General features: G+C 37.5%; 16 protein-coding genes. 6 read left to right on the forward strand and 10 right to left on the reverse strand.

What is annotated here, in order from left to right; all coding sequences use genetic code 11:
- From ABD000_RS08990 to ABD000_RS09010, 5 genes are all read right to left on the reverse strand, one after another.
- Entirely contained in the window at positions 1-849 is an 849-nt protein-coding gene (locus ABD000_RS08990; protein WP_343766234.1) for an alpha/beta hydrolase family protein, read from the reverse strand.
- Positions 839-3,574, reverse strand: coding sequence for a PD-(D/E)XK nuclease family protein (locus ABD000_RS08995; protein ID WP_343766237.1), 2,736 nt, complete (start codon positions 3,572-3,574; stop codon positions 839-841). The genes ABD000_RS08990 and ABD000_RS08995 overlap by 11 nt, the downstream gene beginning before the upstream one ends.
- A 61-nt stretch (positions 3,575-3,635) precedes the next feature.
- Positions 3,636-5,009, reverse strand: a complete 1,374-nt coding sequence (locus tag ABD000_RS09000; RefSeq protein WP_343766240.1) for an OmpA family protein — start codon at positions 5,007-5,009, stop codon at positions 3,636-3,638.
- 116 nt (positions 5,010-5,125) lie between these two features.
- Positions 5,126-6,322 carry a glycine C-acetyltransferase gene (kbl, locus tag ABD000_RS09005; protein WP_343766243.1) on the reverse strand — a complete coding sequence of 399 codons (1,197 nt, stop codon included), beginning with the start codon at positions 6,320-6,322 and terminating at the stop codon, positions 5,126-5,128.
- Between the two features lie 19 nt (positions 6,323-6,341).
- Positions 6,342-9,458, reverse strand: coding sequence for a UvrD-helicase domain-containing protein (locus tag ABD000_RS09010; RefSeq protein WP_343766246.1), 3,117 nt, complete (start codon positions 9,456-9,458; stop codon positions 6,342-6,344).
- Between the two features lie 135 nt (positions 9,459-9,593).
- Between ABD000_RS09010 and ABD000_RS09015 the strand changes: the two genes are divergently transcribed.
- On the forward strand, positions 9,594-10,202 hold the full coding sequence (locus tag ABD000_RS09015) for a superoxide dismutase (protein WP_343766248.1): 609 nt from the start codon (positions 9,594-9,596) through the stop codon (positions 10,200-10,202).
- A 242-nt stretch (positions 10,203-10,444) separates the two neighbouring features.
- On the opposite strand, the gene ABD000_RS09020 is transcribed toward ABD000_RS09015, so the two are convergent.
- The 4 genes from ABD000_RS09020 to purN are packed head-to-tail and all read right to left on the reverse strand — an operon-like array spanning position 10,445 to position 14,623.
- Positions 10,445-12,343, reverse strand: coding sequence for an amidophosphoribosyltransferase (locus ABD000_RS09020; RefSeq protein ID WP_343766251.1), 1,899 nt, complete (start codon positions 12,341-12,343; stop codon positions 10,445-10,447).
- Positions 12,344-12,390: 47 nt separating this feature from the next.
- Positions 12,391-13,314, reverse strand: a complete 924-nt coding sequence (locus tag ABD000_RS09025) for a PfkB family carbohydrate kinase (RefSeq protein WP_343766257.1) — start codon at positions 13,312-13,314, stop codon at positions 12,391-12,393.
- Between the two features lie 56 nt (positions 13,315-13,370).
- Entirely contained in the window at positions 13,371-14,006 is a 636-nt protein-coding gene (locus ABD000_RS09030; protein ID WP_343766260.1) for a ribonuclease H1 domain-containing protein, read from the reverse strand.
- A 47-nt stretch (positions 14,007-14,053) separates the two neighbouring features.
- Positions 14,054-14,623 carry a phosphoribosylglycinamide formyltransferase gene (gene purN, locus ABD000_RS09035; RefSeq protein ID WP_343767303.1) on the reverse strand — a complete coding sequence of 190 codons (570 nt, stop codon included), beginning with the start codon at positions 14,621-14,623 and terminating at the stop codon, positions 14,054-14,056.
- Positions 14,624-14,795: 172 nt separating this feature from the next.
- On the opposite strand from purN, the gene ABD000_RS09040 reads away from it, so the two are divergent.
- The 5 genes from ABD000_RS09040 to pyk all read left to right on the forward strand — a co-directional run bounded on the left by ABD000_RS09040 (position 14,796) and on the right by pyk (position 19,100).
- Entirely contained in the window at positions 14,796-15,032 is a 237-nt protein-coding gene (locus tag ABD000_RS09040; protein ID WP_093141106.1) for an acyl carrier protein, read from the forward strand.
- Between the two features lie 4 nt (positions 15,033-15,036).
- Complete coding sequence (gene fabF / locus ABD000_RS09045; RefSeq protein ID WP_343766271.1) at positions 15,037-16,290, forward strand: beta-ketoacyl-ACP synthase II; 1,254 nt, start codon at positions 15,037-15,039, stop codon at positions 16,288-16,290.
- 8 nt (positions 16,291-16,298) lie between these two features.
- On the forward strand, positions 16,299-17,036 hold the full coding sequence (rnc, locus tag ABD000_RS09050) for a ribonuclease III (protein WP_343766274.1): 738 nt from the start codon (positions 16,299-16,301) through the stop codon (positions 17,034-17,036).
- Between the two features lie 121 nt (positions 17,037-17,157).
- Positions 17,158-17,670: an IPExxxVDY family protein gene (locus ABD000_RS09055; protein ID WP_343766277.1), complete on the forward strand. Its 513-nt coding sequence runs from the start codon at positions 17,158-17,160 to the stop codon at positions 17,668-17,670.
- Positions 17,670-19,100: a pyruvate kinase gene (gene pyk, locus ABD000_RS09060; protein ID WP_343766280.1), complete on the forward strand. Its 1,431-nt coding sequence runs from the start codon at positions 17,670-17,672 to the stop codon at positions 19,098-19,100. The genes ABD000_RS09055 and pyk overlap by 1 nt, the downstream gene beginning before the upstream one ends.
- Positions 19,101-19,379: 279 nt before the next feature.
- Here the strand turns inward: pyk and dinB are convergent, their stop codons facing one another.
- A complete protein-coding gene (gene dinB, locus ABD000_RS09065) occupies positions 19,380-20,492 on the reverse strand; it encodes a DNA polymerase IV (protein WP_343766283.1) in 1,113 nt (370 codons plus the stop codon).
- Positions 20,493-20,504 lie beyond the last annotated feature (12 nt).

Raw genomic sequence — 20,504 nt, forward strand, 5'->3', positions numbered from 1 at the left:
CTAAATATTTAAAAATTTCAAGCTTGCCTGGATCGCTTGGTTAAGATGATCTGGTAAGCTTTTTTTATGCCATGGGTGACTGCTGCCAAAAACATGATTAGCGTTCTCAATAGGATATAATTCAGAATTTTTCGCCCACTCATGAATTTTTTCTGCGGAAGAGAAGGAGACGGTAGGATCATTCGTACCGTGAATGATCAAGTAAGGAATCTTCAACTTTTTTGCTGCACGCGAAATCGTGAGACGTTCCTCATGTTCAATAAAATCAGTATAAAATTGATATTTATGCGGCATTTGCTGCTTAGTTCTTCCGTTTTTTACATAAAAAACGCCGTTTTCTCTCCATTGTTTAAGTGCTTCTCCTTTAGGGAAACGTTCTTTATAATCAGCTACCGAAGCTAGTGTAATTAAGCTGGTGACGCGAGAATCCTCTTTAGCTTTAATCAGGGTAATTCCGCCACCTCTGGAATGTCCTATCAAAGTGATCGTAGAAGTATCGATTTTGTCGGCGTGTGGGAAATTTTCGGCGTAAGCCATATCGATCACATCCCCTAAATCTATTAATTCTTGTGTATAATTGTTTTGGGCAAAAGCATCCAGATCAGGAAAATCAATGGGTTGATCCATAGTACCTCCATTATGCGAAAAATTGAATTTTAAAAAGAAAAAACCAGCTTTCGCAAATGCGGTAGCCATTACATCCCAGCAACCCCAATCCTTGAAACCTTTATAACCATGACAGAAAATGATCACCGGTTGGTGCTGTGTATGTTCTTCAAAAAAATAATCAATTAGTATGGGACGATCTCCACTTCGTTGATACACTTGGTTTTTTAATCTAGTAACCATGATAATGAGGTTTGATTTCTTTTTCCTGAAAAGGTATATTGGGATCGCAGATTTCCAAAATGAGCTCAGTGAGCTTTTGTTCAAACCGTTCTAACATTTCGGCAGTAATTTGATCCGATTTATCCTCCTTAAGTGGAATAAATCCTGCAGAAAAGTTCTTGAATGATATAATGCCGGCCTTTACCGGAAGTTCAATTTTTTTGGCTGTATGCAAAAGAAGCGCATAGGTTAATAGCTGAAAAGGCTTGCTGTAATCGTCGTAATTTGTAATCAATTCATCCCAATCTTTTAAGATAACCTGTCCTTGTTGCACCTTACCTGTTTTATAGTCAATAATCCTCAAATCGTTATTGAACTGATCAACGCGATCTATTTTTCCTTTTAGGTTTACTTTATAGGAAAGCTCAGGAATTTCAAGACCTATTTCTAAATCTTGCTCTACCTCTTTCAAAAAAATCGTATTTCTTCCTAACGTAGCTTTTTCTAAATGCAAAAATTCCCGTACATATTTTTTAGCGACTTCAAAGATGATCAGGTTTTTTCCGGTTAAAGTATTGCGCAAAGTATATGTTTTTTCAAATTGAATCTTTACTTGTTTTTCAGAATTTTTTAAAAGTTGATCTAGTATATCCGCAGTAAGTTGATGACCTATGTAGGGCTTAAAGAGTTCTTCCAATGTATCATGTACAATAGTCCCTAGTGTATTTGCCGCTATAGTCTCCTCAACCTCATCGCTTTCTTCTATTCCCAAAATGTAGCGGTAATAAAAATCCACCGGATTCCGTAAATATATCAATAGAGCTGAAGCTGAAAACCCTTTCGATGCTTTTTCAATTATCTTGTCAATAACATCTGTTGTTTTTTCGATTGTTTTCAAAACTTTTTTTGATGTTGGAATGGCCGATGTAACTGTATAGTTTCTGTAGGTGTGTTGAGACTGCTGCTCTATTTCAAGCTGACGAATAAATCTGCTTTTTTCACCACCTAGCAAACTATTTGGCTCTGTCGTATATAATAGTGTAATCTTTTTCGCCCGGTGCAGCAGGCGATAAAAATGATAGGTATATATCGCGTCTTTTTCTTTGTAGGTAGGCAGACCGTACTCTTTTTTTAGATCGTATGGAATAAATGAATTGGCGCTTTTACCCGCTGGTAACACTCCCTCGTTTAAATTTGTAATAATTACATGTTCAAAATCCAATCCACGGGTTTCAAGCATTCCCATGAGTTGAAGTCCGTCAAAGGGCGAACCTAAAAAATCAATCGTTTCAGCAGATAAGCTGTCCCTGTAAATTCGCTGAAGCATACTGATAGAATGTATGTTTTTATATAAAACAATAAGTTTCCTTAAACGCTCAAAAACCTGATTAAATTTAAAGAGGTATTGCAAAGATGTCGCTTGATTATCATTACTCAACGATGCTTTTAAGATATGTATGAAGTCGATAATACGTCGAATGAATTCTATTGTACTCTTAAATTCATCAAAGATCAAATGGATGAGAAATTTTTCATTATCAGTTGACGCTATTGACTCCAGATCTGTTAGTGCTACATATATCAAATTCTCTCGTTGGATTTTTTGTATTGCTTTTCTTGAGAACCTTGAGAAAACAGACTGAATAAGGTTATGGCTTAATACGTTTAAAACTATTTTATAATATTTTGTTTTACTGGGATTAACGTGAAGATCAAACAGCTCTTCAAAAAAAGAAGCTACAGGACTCTCTGTAATGTTCATTCCCATCGTAACATTAATGCTCAAAATATTGCTAGGTATCGTATTAAGCATAGGGAGAAGTAAGGACTCATTCCCCAAAATAAGTGCCGTTTTTTTTTGATCTTCAACACTAAGCGTACTCAATATTTCTCCTACATGCTTTGTAATTTGAATATCGCTGGAAACACCAACTAAACTGAACTCTTTCTTTTGTGTAAAGTGATTAGAAATCCACTTCGGTTCATTTACTTTGTAATAAGACCAAACGTTAAAGTATTCTCGTAAAAATAATGCGGCATCATGATATGGATGCTCTAAAAAGTATTGATCTGCATCCCAGTATATTTCTGCTTTTCCTGCCGTTAAAAACTCCTGAATGATCTGCTGTTCTGCTGTATTTAATGCGTTAAACCCTAAAAAAATATGAGGTTTATGGTTATAGGCAAGATAGGATTTAGTACCATAAGCAGCAGTTCTATAAGCTAAACCTTGATACGCCTTTTCATCCTTAATCAAGGTCTTGCTAAATTGTTTATAATATACGGGAAGTAGGTTCCAAAACTTGAGGTAATTCTCAACCAACTTAGTCTTTTCGGGTTGCAATGACCAGTGGTTGATATCTTGAATTCTACCCAGATAAGTAAAGAAAGAATTTGCATCAATAAGGTAACGATCAATCTCATTAAAATCATACAGTAAGGTTTGTGCCCAGTTATAAAAAACGTCAAACGTTTCTTGATCAGCCTTAGGAGTATGGGTTACGTATACCTCGTAAAAGCTAAACAGAGCCGTAGTATTGTCGATTACCTTAACTTGAGCAATCTCTTCTATGAAATCTTCAATACTATATATCTTAGGTAGAAAAGTAGTATGAGAAAGTTGCTTTGCAAGTTCCTTTTTCAAGAACAGACCGGCTCTTTTACTGGGAAGAATAAAAACATATTCTGACATTGGTATCGAACCAGAAGCAATGTCCTTGAGTACAGCAGAAATAAAACTAGTCATCCCTAAAAATAAAAAACGCCCTGATAAATCAGGGCGCTTTATTAAAATATGTTGAAAGAAATTATTCCTTCACCAGGTTGATTTCAACTCTACGGTTTTGCGCTCTACCTTTTCTCGTATTATTAGGAGCAATTGGCTTAGATTCTCCAAAACCTTCTGCGGATAGTCTAAATTCATCAATTCCTCCGCTTACTAAAGCATTCTTAACAGAAAGTGCTCTTTCTTGAGATAAGCGTTGGTTGTTTTTCTCACTTCCTACGCTATCAGTATGACCATCTACGCTGAACTTAGCAGATGGATATTCTTTAAGAATTTCAATGATATCGTCAATTACTTGCTGAGATTCAGCTTTAATTGTTGACTTTCCTGTATCGAATAAAATGGTTTTAGCATACTCATTCAGTGTCTTTTGAACTTCTTCAGTAACTTCAGGACAACCGTTGTTTGCAACAGTACCTGCAACATCTGGACACTGATCATCTTTGTCTAACACACCATCGCCATCAGTATCAGGCCATGGGCATCCATCGTTTTCAGCAACACCAGCTTCATCTGGACACTTGTCATCTCCATCTTTTATTCCATCGCCATCAGCATCAGGACATCCGTTTAATGAAGCTAAACCAGCTTCAGTAGGACAATCATCTTTAGGATCTGGCACACCGTCACCATCTGTATCGGGACAACCATCGAATTCAGCTAAACCAGCTTCTTCTGGACATGCATCTTTTCTGTCTTCAATACCATCTAAGTCAGTATCAGGACATCCATTGAATTGCTCTAAACCAGCAACTTCTGGACACTCATCATTTTTATCGTAGATTCCATCTCCATCAGTATCCTTGCCTCCAAAAGAGAATTTAAGACCTGCGGCATGCTGGAAGTGCTCACTAATATTATCTTCAAATACTTCTTTGTAAGTAGATTGAAGTGAAAGACCTACATTCTCAGTAAACCAAAATGTAAGACCAACGGTACCGTTGAATGTTCCCGCTTCGGCATCATCTAACCATACATAACCACCACCAACTCCTAAGAAAGGATCAATTACACTACTATTAAGGATGTTTTTAAAGCTATAGTTGATGGATCCATCTGCAGCATAATAAGTTAAGTCATCCACAGATACATCACCTAACTTATCAATCCTGTTTACAGAACCAATTACTTCAAATGAAAATCCATCACCAATATATCTGGCAACAGATAAACGAGATACAGACGGAAGAATGTTCCAGTGGTCTTCAGCATTAAAGTACTCGTCAAAGAAGTTTTCGCTGGTTGTAGTGCCTTCTCCTAACCCATCACCTACAGGGTATACGTCGATAGCATTAATACCAACATTAATAGCCCAAGGATTGTTTTCGTCTTGCGCTTGAATAGTTAAGCTTACAAAAAACAATGCAGCTAATAGAATTTTGCTAAGATGTTTCATATTCTAAAATTAATTAATTTACGTGTTAATGCGGACAAAAGTAAACTGTTAAAATTTAACAACAAAGATAAAAATTATAAATTTTTCTTAAGCGAACTATATGTAATACCTATCGTTTAGTCAATAATATTCAGGGATTTACCAACTTTTTTAAACGATGCAATTGCTTTATCTAAATGTTCTTTTGTATGTGCAGCAGATAATTGCACCCTTATCCTAGCCTTCTCTTTAGGAACTACGGGGTAGAAAAAGCCTATCACATAAATACCCTCTTCTAATAGCTTATCTGCCATTTCTTGTGAAAGTTTTGCGTCGTACAACATTACTGGTACTATGGCAGAATCGCCATCGATTATATCAAAGCCTGCTTCTTTGAGTCCTTTTTTGAAATAAGCTGTATTCTCTTGTAATTTATCTCTTAGCGAAGTGTCATTCATCAACATTTCAAAGACCTTGATGCTTGCTCCTACAATTGTTGGCGCAAGAGAATTTGAAAATAGATAAGGCCTTGAACGCTGTCTCAAAATCTCAATAATTTCTTTTTTTCCAGTGGTATATCCCCCCATTGCTCCTCCTAAGGCTTTTCCAAGGGTTCCTGTGATAATATCTATTCGACCTAAAACCCCCTTTTCTTCTAATGTTCCTATTCCCTTTTCTCCTATAAAACCAGTGGCGTGGCATTCATCAATCATGACCATTGCATCATACTGATCTGCCAAGTCACATATTTTATCCAAAGGAGCAACTAAACCGTCCATACTAAATACACCATCAGTGACAATGAGTTTAAATCGCGCTCCATCTTCATTTGCCCTTTTGAGTTGTTCTTCTAACTCCTGCATATCATTATTTTTGTAACGATATCTTGCCGCTTTACAAAGTCTAACACCATCTATAATAGATGCATGATTTAACGAATCTGAAATTATGGCATCCTCTTTAGAAAGTAACGGCTCAAAAACACCTCCATTAGCATCAAATGCCGCTGCGTAGAGAATGGTATCTTCTGTTCCATAAAACGCTGCAATAGTATGCTCCAGTTTTTTATGAATATCCTGAGTACCGCAAATAAATCGTACGCTGGACATCCCAAAACCATGTGAATCTAACGTATCCTTTGCCGCTTGTACGACATCTGGATGTGAAGACAATCCTAAGTAATTATTTGCACAAAAGTTAAGCACTTTCTCTCCAGAGGTTAACGTTATTTCAGCTCCTTGAGGTGAAGCAATAATGCGTTCTTTTTTAAACAGTCCGTTTTCTTTTATTTCCTCTAACTCGCGTCGCAAGTGCTCTTGTATATTACCGTACATAATTTCTTTTTTTGCAAAACTAAACATATTTAATCGATACAGACTCATTTAAATAGATCAAAACACATTGACTAACGTTGAATCCTAACGACTGATAGGCCTTTTTATAAAGAGATATTTGCTCTTCATGAATTGAGCGTTCACCACCGGTTTTATAATCTATAATTGTAGCCGAATTGCCCGAGATTACCACACGATCCGGACGTAAAATTTCACCATCGTAGAATACATCCCTTTCATTGTGAATTATCAAATCATTATTGAAATAATCATTTAATTTTGGGTGAGTAATAATGTTTGTGAGCATTTTTTCGAAATCATCTTTTTGATCTTCTGTAAAAAGTTCATCTTGAATAGCCTCTTTCAATGCCGCATCAATAGAAGTTTGATCTGTTACGTGAGCCAAAAGCTCATGATAAATAAGTCCTTTTTCAATTGCTCCTTGCCGTGAGGTGTCCCACATTCTTCCCTGTTTAGTGACCATCTGTAAGCCTTGAGTAGCCAAGGATGATGAGATCAAGGTCTGCATAATTACTGTTTTTTGAGGGCGCTGATCTTTTGATGTTTTGTAACTCAAGTCTCCAAATATGTATTTTGATTCACCCTCGATCCAAGTATTGTTATGCTGTAGAAAATTCTTTAGTTGTGCACTACTGTTAAAAATTTCGCTTTTTTTATCGTGATCGTATGCTAATATGTAAAGTTGATGTTTAGCTCTGGTATGAGCTACGTAGGTAAGATTCAGTGCGTCCAATTCTTTTTCGGCCAAAAGATACTGAACCTCATGTGTTGTTTCTTCAAAATTCTCTAGTCGTTTATTCGCCTTTATATACGATACCTCAATATCGTCCAGCGGAGGATCGTTTTTAATCCAAATGTGATCGCTGTTTCTAAAATCAGCCTTTTCTGATGCATATGGATAAATCACCACAGGAAACTGGAGGCCTTTAGACTTATGGATCGTCATTATGTTAACTGCATCCACATCTTGAGGCGCATTGAGGCTTATAGAATTTTTTGAACTTTCCCAGTAGTCTAAAAACCCGGTAATTCCTTTATTTGAGCGTTGAGAAAAAGCAAATACCTCATCTAACAATTTGATGACGTAGCTCTCTGGCTCATCAATTAGATTAAATGACCTCACGAGATCTTCTATCATGTCATAAAACGGCAAGGAGAGGCTCTTTTTAGGGTCGACATAAATATCGATCGATTGAAGTTGATTGAAGAAATCAATGCTCTCTACTGCTAATGCGTTAACAATAAACGAATGTTTTTTTTCTTCGGAAAAGGAATTAGGTAATACAAACTCTAAGATATCCAGTTTGATATGATCGTCTTCTGGATGTAGCAGCAATTTTAATACAGAAATGATCAGAAGCACCTTAGCACTATTTGAAATCAATAAGGTTTCTGAAGATATTATAGGAATTTGAGCTTCACTTACCGCATTTGCAATGATAATACCTTCTTGTTTTTTTCTGGTAAGAATAGCGATATCCTGATAGGAAACACCATTTTCTTGAAGGGTAATGATAATCTCTACAACTTTAGGCGGAATAACTTCATGTAGCTCCTCTATAGTTTTAGCTTCAAAAAATTCCACGTCTACGTATCCTTCAGCCTCTTTTATTTTCTCCTGTCCGGCTTTTTCAAAAAGGGTCGCGTATTGCGGGTTGGATTGTGTAGTGGATAAATAAGAAAAAAAGGCGTTGTTAAAATCTATAATTTGCCGGTCGCTTCGATAATTATGACCCAGAGTAATCAATTCTTTCTCGTATCTAAACGGATTTTTATCATCTATTAAATCGATAAATTGTTGAGCTTTACCTCCCCTAAAGCGATAAATAGCCTGCTTAGCGTCTCCAACCAGCATTAAACTTCCTTCCTTGGCCGTGGCACTTGTATCCAAACGGTACTCTACTAAAGGAAGTAAATTCTGCCATTGTAATAAGGAAGTGTCTTGAAATTCATCAATAAAATAATGCTTATAACGCTCCCCAAGCCTCTCGTAAATAAAGGGGGCAGGTTGGTCTTTGATAGTATTACTAATTAATTCATTAAACTCTGAAATCAATAACAGATTGCGTTCTTCTTTAATTTTGTTAACCTCTGCCTGAATACGATTAAGCAATGATAATGGGATAATATTTTTATCTAGTACTTTCAAAAATTGAATTCTAAGTACGGCTTTTTTAGCCGTAAAAAATAACTCGGCAATCTGAGGTTGTATCTGATCAAACGTATTCTTAACCTCCAAACTAACTCGATTTGGATATAAGGGTTCACTAGCTATAGTTATCATGTATTTAGCGTCAAACTTTTGACGTTCTACATTTTTTTTAAGAGAATTAAAAAAATTGAATACATATCCTCCTGAAAAGTCTTCTTTATTTAGATCGTATTTTTTACATAGCATTTGAAATGAAACGATCGCTTCTTGTACCGTATTTTTTTGAGCATTCATTTCTAACCAGAGTTTTTTATTGTATCTCTCAAAATCTATTAAGCTCTTATCGCTTATTTGCTTGAGATATTTGGTATTATTTTCACTGGTTAATAATTGAGCGACTTCATAAAGCTGCTGTGACACATCCCAGCTTTTATCTTCATCTATTTTAGATAATGAATATGTAATTATGGTTTGAGTGAGCAACTTTTCCTTGCCGGCTTGTGCAATAATTCGATCCACAGCCTCAATTAAAATTTCTTTTGTATTAAGTGCGACTTCAAAATTTTGAGATAAGCCTAAATCTTTTGCAAAGGTTCTAAGAATTCTATGTGTAAATCCATCAATAGTAGAAACATCAAAAGCGGCGTAGTTGTGCAGTAAATGAAGTAATATTCTTTTTGATTTGGAGCAAAGCTTATCTTTAGGAACATCAAGTTCTCCTGATAATTGGGATAGCATGGCCTCATCGTCTTTAGCAATATCTTCGCGCGTAAATGCAATAAGATAATTAATGATCCTCCCTTTCATTTCATCCACTGCTTTATTGGTAAATGTTATAGCAAGAATATTCTTATACGCATCAATTGAGGTTGCCTCAAAAAGTTTGATCAGGTAAGATTTTGTCAAAGCAAATGTCTTCCCGGATCCTGCTGATGCGGTATAAATCTTAAAGGGTGATGTCACAACAATTTTATAGTTTTAGATTTACTCAATATTAAGCCAAAAAGACGGAGTTTAAGCTTTTTATAACATCATTTTATTTTTAATACCTCATTCAATCATTATTTTTGATTAAATCAGAAATAAAAATAGAAAATTATGGCATTTGACTTACCAAAACTAGATTACGCGTACGATGCGCTAGAACCAAATATTGATGCACGTACGATGGAAATTCACCATTCTAAGCATCATAATGGATATACCACTAAATTAAATAACGCCATTGAGGGAACGAACGAAGAAGGAAAAACAATTGAAAATATTCTTACCAATCTGGATATGGACAATAAAGCTGTTAGAAATAATGGCGGGGGATTTTATAATCACAGACTGTTTTGGAAAGTGATGTCTCCAGATGGTGGTGGAAAACCAACAGGTGAATTAGCTCAGGCTATCGATGATGCATACGGCTCTTACGAAGCATTTAAAGACAAATTTTCTACTGCCGCGGGATCACAGTTTGGATCTGGTTGGGCTTGGCTTTGTGTTCACAAAGGTGGGAAAGTAGAAGTGTGTTCTACGCCTAATCAAGATAATCCATTAATGCCGGGCGTGGGTTGTGGTGGACTTCCAATTTTAGGAATTGATGTATGGGAACACGCGTATTACTTAAAATACCAAAATAAGCGTCCTGAATATATTGATGCATTTTTTAATGTCATCAACTGGAGTGAAGTATCTAAACAATATAATGAAGGAAAGTAAAACCAGCCTTCTTTTAAAACAAAAAAACCGTCTGAAACAGACGGTTTTTTTGTTTTAATTTTTTCATTTTGGTTTAATAAAAAAGGAGGTCAATGACCTCCTTTTTTGCCCCAAATCTACCATGAACTTAACCTACTATGTTATGGTATACCCAAATTTATATTAAACCATTCTAAATAAGTCCTAAAAACACTCTTTTTAGACCAAAAGGTTAAAAAAAACGTCAAAATACACGTTTTACCCTAATAAGCGCGTTCTTTATTGCCTTCATAAAAATTGACGAAAGCTCTATTAACCACGCGATTTCCTCCTGGCGTTGGATAATCTCCTGTGAAATACCAATCTCCTCTATTCTTAGGACAAGCTTGATGCAACTTTTCTACAGTTTGATAGATAACAGTGACTTCTGCTTGAACATCAGGGCCAGCTAATAATGATCCTATTTTAGCAGATACTTCTTCGTAAGAAAAAGAACCGTACACTTCCTTAACCACATTCACAATCTCATTATCTGGTTTCTTGAGTTGCTCTAAGCATTTTTCATAGACCTGCTTGAGAATATCATCTTTGCCATGCTCCTTTAACAAGGCTAGGGCTGCCTTAAATGCTACAAAATCTTCTAACCTCGCCATATCAATTCCATAACAATCAGGGTAGCGAATTTGCGGTGCAGAAGATACGACCACAATTTTTTTAGGTTTTAAGCGATCCATCATTTTTATGATGCTCTTTTTTAAGGTGGTTCCTCTAACGATGCTATCATCAATAATAATAAGATTGTCTTGGGGTTTTACCACGCCATACGTTACATCATAAACATGCGCAACTAAATCATCCCTGCTGCTATCCTCGGTAATAAATGTTCTGAGCTTTGCATCTTTGATAGCTATTTTCTCTACGCGTAATCTTCGGGTGAGAATCTCACTTAATTCCTGATCAGAAAGGTTTCCCTTTTTTGCTAAAATTTCTTCCCGCTTTTGGCGGTTAAGCTCATCGTGAGCAGCTTCGTTCATACCCAAAAAAGAAACCTCAGCTGTGTTGGGGATATATGAAAAAACAGAATTCTGGATGTCGTGATCAATAGCCTTAAGAACATCAGGCATTATAAGGCGTCCCAGATCTTTCCGTTCAGTATAAATTTCGGCATCACTACCTCTTGAAAAATAGATTCGCTCAAAAGAGCAGGATTTACGCTCTAATGGAGCCTGAATCTGAGTTACCTTAGTCTTTCCGTTCAGCTTTGTTATAATAGCATGCCCGGGTTCCAATTCTTGTACATCATCAAATTCTACATTAAAAGCCGTTTGAATCACCGGTCGCTCAGATGCCACAACGACCACCTCATCATCCTTATAATAATATGCAGGTCTGATCCCAGCGGGATCCCTAAGCACAAAACTATCACCATGACCCAACATACCCATCATCACGTAACCACCATCCCAATCTCTGGATGATTTTTTTAAAATTTTCGCCACATTTAAGCGTTCTGCGATTTGAGGAGAAGCTTCTTGTTTTGAAACACCTTCTGCCTTGAGTTGTTTATATAACTTTTGAACGCTGCTATCTGTAAAATGTCCAATCTTTTCTAAAACGGTGACGGTATCAGATTGCTCTTTAGGATGCTGACCAAGTTTAACCAAATTAGCAAACTGCACGTTTACATTCGTCATGTTAAAGTTGCCCGCTAAAATCAAATTACGGTGCATCCAATTATTTTGACGTAAGAAGGGATGTACGCTTTCTATGGTGTTTTTTCCAAAAGTTCCGTAGCGCACGTGCCCCATTAAAACTTCTCCTATATACGGCAAATTCTTTTTTTGAGCGGCTACATCTTCACCGTATTCAGGATGTTCACGTAACGTTTCATTAATACGCTCATTGATTTGTGCAAAAATATCTTGAATGGGTTGTTGTTTATTGGATCGTACCCTACTTATGTACCGTTCCCCGGGTTGCATATTTAACTTTACGCTGGCAAAACCTGCACCATCCTGACCGCGGTTGTGCTGTTTTTCCATCATTAAATACATTTTATTTACGCCGTAAAATGCCGTTCCATATTTCTCTTTATAATATTCAAGCGGTTTAAGCAGCCTGATGAGAGAAATCCCGCATTCATGTTTAAGTGCATCACTCATGTGTACTAAGATGAATTAAAAAAGCCCCAAGAATTCAGGGCTGGTTATTAGGTTAATGCTATTTCAAATTGAGTCAACGACTTAAACGCTTTTAGGCGCTCTTCTACTTCTTCTTTATCCAGATGAACCATGCGTTCCGTTCCAAATTTTTCTACAGAAAATGAAGCCAGGTTAGAACCGTAGATCACCGCATTCTTCATATTCTCAAAAGAAATGTCACCAGTAGCTGTTAAGTATCCAGAAAATCCACCAGCAAAGGTGTCTCCTGCACCTGTTGGATCAAATACATCCTCTAAAGGCAAGGCAGGTGCAAAAAACATTTCGTCCTTATAAAAAAGTAATGCCCCGTGTTCACCTTTTTTGATGACCACATAGGCAGGACCCATTTCATAAATCTTTTTAGCAGCTTTCACTAAAGAATACTCCCCAGAAAGTTGTCTTGCTTCTTCATCATTTATGGTAATCACATCTACCTTTTTTAGAACTTTTTTGAGATCATCTAAGGTATTATCCATCCAAAAATTCATGGTATCTAAGACGATTAATTTTGGATCATTCATTTGATCAATCACACTTTCTTGAACTGCAGGGGCTAAATTACCCAACATCACAATGTCTGCATCCTGATAAGCTTCGGGTACCTTTGGATCAAAATCTGCCAATACATTTAACTGGGTTTCTAAGGTATCCCGTGTGTTCATGTCATTGTGGTATTTTCCGCTCCAAAAAAAGGTTTTTCCTCCTTTGACCACTTCAATTCCATCGATATTAACACGGTTTTCTTTAAAGGTTTCAAGATATTCCTGCGGAAAATCTTCTCCCACAACAGAAACAATCGCGGCATCAATATCAAATTGATTGGCAGAAAGTGCTATAAATGGCGCCGCACCACCCAGAATTTTATCTGTTTTACCAAAAGGCGTTTCAATCGCATCAAAAGCTACAGAGCCAACAATTAAAAGTTTGTTCATAGAGGCGGAAAATTTTTTTGCAAATATACAGTTTTAGATTGTCTTACTTATCTAAATCATTTCCTCCCAAAATCTGCCGGAATTTCTCCCCAGGCTTTGGTTTCCCATTTTATAATAGAAGTGGTATATGAATTGGTTTTAAGCCAATCTTCTGCGCGTTTTACTAATTCAAATAATGCCGAATTTTTTGAAGAAGGCGCCAATTTTGTCATACATTTTTTTTGACGCACCCAGCTCATCGCGGTTCTCGAATCAGTGTATATAATTCTGGCACTATGGTGTTTCTTTAAAAATGCCAGACCGTGTACCAAAGCTAAAAATTCGCCAATATTATTTGTCCCCTGTGCAAAAGGTCCCTGTTTAAAGAGTTCTTTTTTGGAAGATGTATCCACCCCGCGGTACTCCATCTTACCCGGATTACCACTTGAAGCAGCATCTACCGAAATTGAATTTAGATTAGGTTGACCTATTTCGGCCAGAGCCGCAGGAGACAACTGTTTTTTCGTGACTGATTTTCCCTTATAATCTGCATACCTGCCTTTATAAGCTTTTTCAGCTTCTGCCTTAGTCAAAAAAGATTTGTATTCAGCACCCTTGAACCCCTCAATGGCTATTTTACACTCCTTCCAAGAAGAAAAAACACCCGTTTTCTTGCCCTTCCAAACCACGTAATATTTCTGTTTTTTAGCCATATTCTATAACTTTCCCTTTGAGGGAAGATTAAGAGGGGTGTTAAGGATTAAACTTCTTTTAATAATTCCTCAATCACCTTCGGAAAATGCTCATACTCCAACTCGTGAATCTTACGCGCAACATCCTCAGGAGTATCTTCAGGCGTTAGCTTAGTTTTATGTTGAGCAATGATCGCTCCTTCATCGTAATGCTCGTTCACATAATGAATGGTAATCCCTGTTTCTTTTTCTTTATTCTCTACTACAGCGCGATGCACATTCATGCCATACATTCCTTTTCCGCCGTAGAGCGGTAATAAAGCAGGGTGAAGATTAATCACTTGGTTAGGAAACTGATCTAAGATATTTTTAGGGAACTTCCACAAAAAACCTGCGAGTACAATCAAATCTGGCGCTATGCTTTTAAGTAAATCAAGCACCGTATCGGTATGTTGGAGGTCATCTTTATTGAATGTTAATGAATTTACATTCTGTTTTTTAGCCCTCTCATGAACTATGGCACTCTTGTTGTTTGACAGCACACAGGAGATGACGATCTCTTTTCGATCATTAAAATAGCGAATTATGTTTTCAACGTTGGTTCCGGAACCTGAAGCAAAAAGCACTATTTTTTTGATTGTAGACGGGTGATTTACATTCGTCAACATTAAAATTAAATTAATTTAGTGGTAAAAGTAAGGTGCAGTATTTAAAAATACGTACATTGAAATCACATTTTTGAAGATAAAAACTGTTTTAAACTAAAGTTTTTTATTTTTGCCACTTAACAAAAACTAAAATTACATTATTATGTCAGACATCGCATCAAGAGTAAAAGCAATCATAGTTGATAAACTAGGTGTTGACGAAAACGAAGTCGTAAACGAAGCAAGCTTTACAAATGATCTAGGCGCAGATTCATTAGACACAGTTGAGTTGATTATGGAGTTTGAAAAGGAATTTGATATTCAAATCCCAGACGATCAAGCTGAGAACATTGCAACAGTAGGGCAAGCTATCTCTTATATAGAAGAAGCAAAAAAATAACTACATGGAGTTAAAAAGGGTTGTAGTTACTGGTTTAGGTGCATTGACACCCATAGGAAATACCCTTGATGAATACTGGGAATCCTTGGTGAGTGGTAAAAGTGGAGCAGCTCCCATTACCTATTACGACACCGAAAAATTTAAAACCAAATTTGCATGTGAGTTAAAAAACTTTGATGCAAGTGACTACTTTGATCGAAAAGAAGCCCGTAAGTTAGATAAGTTTGCACAGTATGCCATTGTAGCCTCAGATGAAGCCATAAAAGATTCAGGCTTAGACCTGGATAACGAAAATAAGTTACGTATTGGCGTGATTTGGGGAGCGGGAATTGGCGGATTGGAAACTTTTCAAAACGAAGTATTAAATTATGCAAAAGGGGATGGAACACCACGTTTCAACCCCTTTTTTATTCCTAAGATGATAGCAGATATTGCCCCAGGTAATATCTCGATTCGTCATGGATTTATGGGACCTAACTACACCACAGTATCTGCTTGTGCATCATCTGCTAATGCTATGATCGATGCGTTAAACTACATTCGATTAGGATATAGTGATATTATCGTGACTGGTGGTAGTGAAGCTGCGGTGACCGAGGCCGGTATGGGTGGATTCAATGCCATGCATGCACTGTCGACCCGTAATGAAAGTCCGGAGACTGCCTCCAGACCTTTTGATGCTAACCGCGATGGTTTCGTATTGGGCGAAGGAGCAGGAGCACTAATTCTCGAAGAGTTAGAACATGCCAAAGCACGTGGAGCAAGCATTTATGCTGAGCTTATCGGTGGTGGATTATCCTCAGATGCATATCACATGACCGCACCACACCCAGATGGGATTGGAGTAATTGCAGTTATGAAAAACTGTCTACAAAATGCCGGCTTAAAGCCAGAAGATGTAGACACCATCAATACCCACGGTACCTCAACGCCACTAGGTGATGTAGCCGAATTGAAAGCCATTTCTGAAGTATTTGGCGACCATGCAAAAAATATTAATATCAACTCTACCAAGTCCATGACTGGACACTTGTTGGGAGCTGCAGGAGCCATTGAAGCTATTGCTTCAATCTTACCTATTAAACACGGGATTATACCTCCTACAATCAATCATGAAACGGTAGATGAAAACATTGATCCTTCACTCAATTTGACGTTGAATAAACCTCAAAAAAGAGAGGTTAACGTCGCCATGAGCAACACCTTTGGGTTTGGGGGACATAACGCCTGCGTTGTATTTAAAAAATACCAAGAGTAAATTTTACCATGAGCGTTATTCAAAACATATTTAATTCCCGTTCTGAAAAGGACGGGAATTTTTTTTCTTACCTCACCAAGATTCTTGGTTTTAAACCTAAAGTGTTGAAGCACTATAAAAAAGCATTTACCCATCGCTCTATGGGTTTAAAGGATGATCATGGAAATCCTATCAACTATGAACGGCTTGAATTTTTAGGTGATGCCATGTTAAGTTCAGTAATAGCTGGTTATCTCTTTAGTGAAGTCCCGGGCGGGAATGAAGGGTACCTTACTAAAATGCGCTCAAAAGTAGTGAGTAGAAAGCACCTTAATGAACTTGGGCGTGATTTAAAATTGATTGATCACGTGTCTTCTACCATTCCAAAGACTCAATTTGGAGCAAATATCCATGGAAACATATTTGAAGCCTTAGTGGGAGCTATTTATTTAGATCGGGGATACAAATACTGTGAACGGTTTATCAATGAAAGTGTTATTGTTCCATACGTTGATATTGAACAGTTAGAGGGTAAGGTGATTAGTTATAAGAGCCTCTTGATAGAATGGTGCCAAAAAGAGAAAAAAGAGTTCGACTATGAAGTATATGAAGATACTGGTATAGATGAATTAAAGCACTTTGCGGTTAAACTTCGAATTAACGACAAGGTCATTGCAAAAGCCAGAGCCACTTCAAAGAAAAAAGCTGAAGAGGCAGCTTCAAAGCGCGGATATTACGCCCTTCAAAAAAAAATAGCTATCCGATAGCTGCCTCATCGCATCAGGGCTAAATAGTTGTAAACGATAACGTTTTCGTGCGTTATCGCCCTAAAGATGTGCGTTAAAAATTCAAAATAATACGCCCTTATCTGTATATTAGCATCTAGCTATGATTAGTACTACTTCTTCTAAACTTGTGCTAGAATCCATTGAAGATGATGAATCTGTTCTTTTTGCTATTCATGCATCTGTTGAGCCTTATCGCTTAGCTTTTTTACTTAATAAGAATTTACACATCAAGTTAGAGAGAAACAAAAAGGATTTAGATGCCACCTGTAAAGGAGCGGTAGGATATTTTCCTTTGTTCTGTTACCACGATATGAGTGAGGATCTTTCGTATTATCTTATTGCAAATAAGTGCATGAGAGATAATGATGCCTTACATCAAATTGATTTAGATCCGTCAAGCGGAAACCTTTTTAGTTCGCAAGAAACCTCAACGACTACGTATTTAATCCCAGAGCGCAAGCGAACGGACTATTTTCTTAAAATATACGCTGAAGCTACCGAATATATTGACCAAACTATAGCACACAAATTGAATGCTATCCCCGCGATAGCCACGGCCTATCTTGAACAACAAGACCAACTAAAATCTAAAGAATACCTAATATTTGACTAATGCCAACAACTAAAAAAACTAAAATTGTCGCCACCCTGGGTCCATCGACCAGTACAAAGAATGTGCTCAAGCAAATGCTTGCCGAAGGTGTCAATGTCTTTAGAATTAATTTTTCGCATGCAGATTATGAAGATGTTAAAGAGCGTGTAAAAATGATTCGAGAGCTCAATGAAAAATATGGGTACAACGCAGCTATACTAGCAGATTTACAGGGCCCTAAACTTAGGGTGGGTAAAATGAAAGAAGAAGTAGTCGTGGCCAAAGGAGATAAGATCACTTTTGTCACCGGCAAGTCTTTTGAAGGGACAAAGGAACGTGTTTATATGAATTATGAGCAGTTTCCTAAAGATGTTAAAGCCGGAGAACGAATCTTGCTGGATGATGGTAAGTTGATGTTCGAGGTAGTTTCTACCAACAAAAAGAATGAGGTAGAAACCAAGGTAATCCAAGGAGGTCCCTTACGATCTAAAAAAGGGGTGAACCTTCCCAACACCGATATTTCTCTACCCGCACTGACAAAAAAAGATCGCGAGGATGCCGTATTTGCTATTAGCCTACAAGTAGATTGGCTGGCACTTTCTTTTGTACGTCACGCCGAAGATCTTAAAGAACTTCAAAAAATCATCGATGAACACAGCGATCATAAAATCCCTATCATCGCAAAAATCGAAAAGCCTGAAGGCGTCAAAAACATCAAAAAGATCGTCGCTTATTGTGACGGATTGATGGTTGCCCGTGGGGATTTAGGGGTAGAAGTTCCGGCGCATGAGGTTCCATTGATTCAAAAGGAGTTGGTATTAGTTGCTAAGAAAGCCAGGATTCCTGTGATTATCGCAACTCAAATGATGGAAACTATGATTTCCAGCCTTACGCCTACCAGAGCAGAGGTGAATGATGTTGCCAACTCGGTTATGGATGGTGCAGATGCAGTTATGTTGAGTGGGGAAACCTCTGTAGGGCAATATCCTGTGCAGGTGATTCAAAAAATGACGCAAATCCTTAAAAGCGTTGAGGATTCAGAATTGGTTACTGTACCACAAGAGCCTCCTCATATTAGAACCAATCGTTATGTAACTAAGGCTATTTGTTATCATGCTGCGACAATGGCCAATGAGATCAGCGCTCAGGCTATCTGTACGCTCACAAATAGCGGATATACCGCATTTCAAATTTCAGCATGGAGGCCTGCTTCACATATTCTAGCCTTTACCTCAAACAAGCGCATCTTGACACAACTCAGTCTGCTTTGGGGAGTTAAAGCATTTTACTACGACAAATTTACCAGCACAGATGATACCGTAGATGATGTGAACAAAATCGCCAAGACGAAGAAGTTTGTAAAAAAAGGAGATTTTGTGATCAACCTGGCGGCCATGCCCATTACTAAAAAGGGAATGGTGAATACGTTAAGGGTATCTGGGATAGAGTAAAAACTAGACCGTTCGCTTCACTCTCACTGTTAGATATAAGACCGTCCCCAACTTGTTGGGGACTGTTAGAAATGAGATCATTCGCTGCACTCACTTCTAGATGTTAGATCAGTCTTTGCTTAGTAAAGAATTTTAGATCACTTTGCCATTAGAATAAGGAAAAGTCTATTTTCTATATTCTAACAGTGAGCAAAGCGAAGTGAACGGTCTAACAACAAGTGAAACGAGTGGTCTAACAGTGAACATCGTGAACGTTCTAACAGCGAAGCGATCTAATTTCTAAAACTCAAATTTCAACTGCACCGCGATTTCTCTTTTATCTTCGGTATTATCAGATTTCTTTCTTTTAACCGTATTTAAGTTAGAGAGTGATATCCCCAGTAGTCGAACAGAATCTTTCATCTTTTCCTGATACAATAGTTCTTTAGCAACCTCTAGAATTAATTCTTTGGAACTGATAAAATAATCGATCGTTTTGCTTCGAGTTTGCAATGTAAAATCACGGTATTTAATTTTTAAAGTAATGGTTTTACCTGCGACTTTACTTTTTGCCAATCGGCGTTCAATCTCCTCAGCGATATGTTCTAATCGCTTTAGCATAAATACTTCAGAGGAGATGTTTTCAGAAAAAGTGCGTTCTGCACCCAGTGATTTTCGCGTACGGTTGGGTTTTACTTCACTGTTGTGTACTCCCCGTACAACATAGTAATAGTAGCTTCCGCTTTTCCCGAATTTTTCAGCTAAAAATTCAAGCGACTTCGCCTTTAAATCAGCACCCGTAAAAATTCCCAGCTTGTACATTTTTTCCGCAGTTACCTTACCAATTCCATAGAATTTACGAATGTCCAGTTGCTCTAAAAAGTCCAACACCTTCTCTGGCGGAATCGTCTTTTGCCCGTTAGGTTTATTGATATCACTGGCAACTTTGGCAATAAATTTATTGACCGAAATCCCTGCGGAAGCGTTTAAACCGGTTTTCTCCTTTATTCTAGCCCTAATTTCTTTAGCAATCAATGTCGCACTGGGATTTCCCTTTTTGTTTTGGGTAACATCCAGATACGCTTCGTCTAACGAAAGTGGTTCAACCTTATCTGTAAATTCGTAGAAAACCTCACGTACCTGGGCGCTGATTTCGCGGTAGCGATCAAAATTAGACTTGACAAAGATCAAGTCCGGGCAATTGCGCTTGGCAATCACACTACTCATGGCACTACGTACTCCAAATTTTCTAGCTTCATAACTCGCTGCGCTCACCACACCCCGGGCAGAGCTACCGCCTACGACAATAGGTTTTCCGCGTAATTCGGGATTGTCCAGTTGCTCTACTGAAGCATAGAAGGCATCCATATCTACATGGATAATTTTTCGTGAAAAATCTGGGGTAACCTTCATGACTCAAAGTTA

Source organism: Gangjinia marincola (assembly GCF_039523415.1).
Classification (GTDB): Bacteria; Bacteroidota; Bacteroidia; order Flavobacteriales; family Flavobacteriaceae; genus Gangjinia; species Gangjinia marincola.

Coding starts and splice junctions, on each gene's coding strand:
- ABD000_RS08990 (WP_343766234.1), bottom strand. CDS start 849: ATGGTTACTAGATTAAAAAACCAAGTGTATCAACGAAGTGGAGATCGT.
- ABD000_RS08995 (WP_343766237.1), bottom strand. CDS start 3,574: ATGACTAGTTTTATTTCTGCTGTACTCAAGGACATTGCTTCTGGTTCG.
- ABD000_RS09000 (WP_343766240.1), bottom strand. CDS start 5,009: ATGAAACATCTTAGCAAAATTCTATTAGCTGCATTGTTTTTTGTAAGC.
- kbl (WP_343766243.1), bottom strand. CDS start 6,322: ATGTACGGTAATATACAAGAGCACTTGCGACGCGAGTTAGAGGAAATA.
- ABD000_RS09015 (WP_343766248.1), top strand. CDS start 9,594: ATGGCATTTGACTTACCAAAACTAGATTACGCGTACGATGCGCTAGAA.
- ABD000_RS09020 (WP_343766251.1), bottom strand. CDS start 12,343: ATGAGTGATGCACTTAAACATGAATGCGGGATTTCTCTCATCAGGCTG.
- ABD000_RS09025 (WP_343766257.1), bottom strand. CDS start 13,314: ATGAACAAACTTTTAATTGTTGGCTCTGTAGCTTTTGATGCGATTGAA.
- ABD000_RS09030 (WP_343766260.1), bottom strand. CDS start 14,006: ATGGCTAAAAAACAGAAATATTACGTGGTTTGGAAGGGCAAGAAAACG.
- ABD000_RS09040 (WP_093141106.1), top strand. CDS start 14,796: ATGTCAGACATCGCATCAAGAGTAAAAGCAATCATAGTTGATAAACTA.
- fabF (WP_343766271.1), top strand. CDS start 15,037: ATGGAGTTAAAAAGGGTTGTAGTTACTGGTTTAGGTGCATTGACACCC.
- rnc (WP_343766274.1), top strand. CDS start 16,299: ATGAGCGTTATTCAAAACATATTTAATTCCCGTTCTGAAAAGGACGGG.
- ABD000_RS09055 (WP_343766277.1), top strand. CDS start 17,158: ATGATTAGTACTACTTCTTCTAAACTTGTGCTAGAATCCATTGAAGAT.
- pyk (WP_343766280.1), top strand. CDS start 17,670: ATGCCAACAACTAAAAAAACTAAAATTGTCGCCACCCTGGGTCCATCG.
- dinB (WP_343766283.1), bottom strand. CDS start 20,492: ATGAAGGTTACCCCAGATTTTTCACGAAAAATTATCCATGTAGATATG.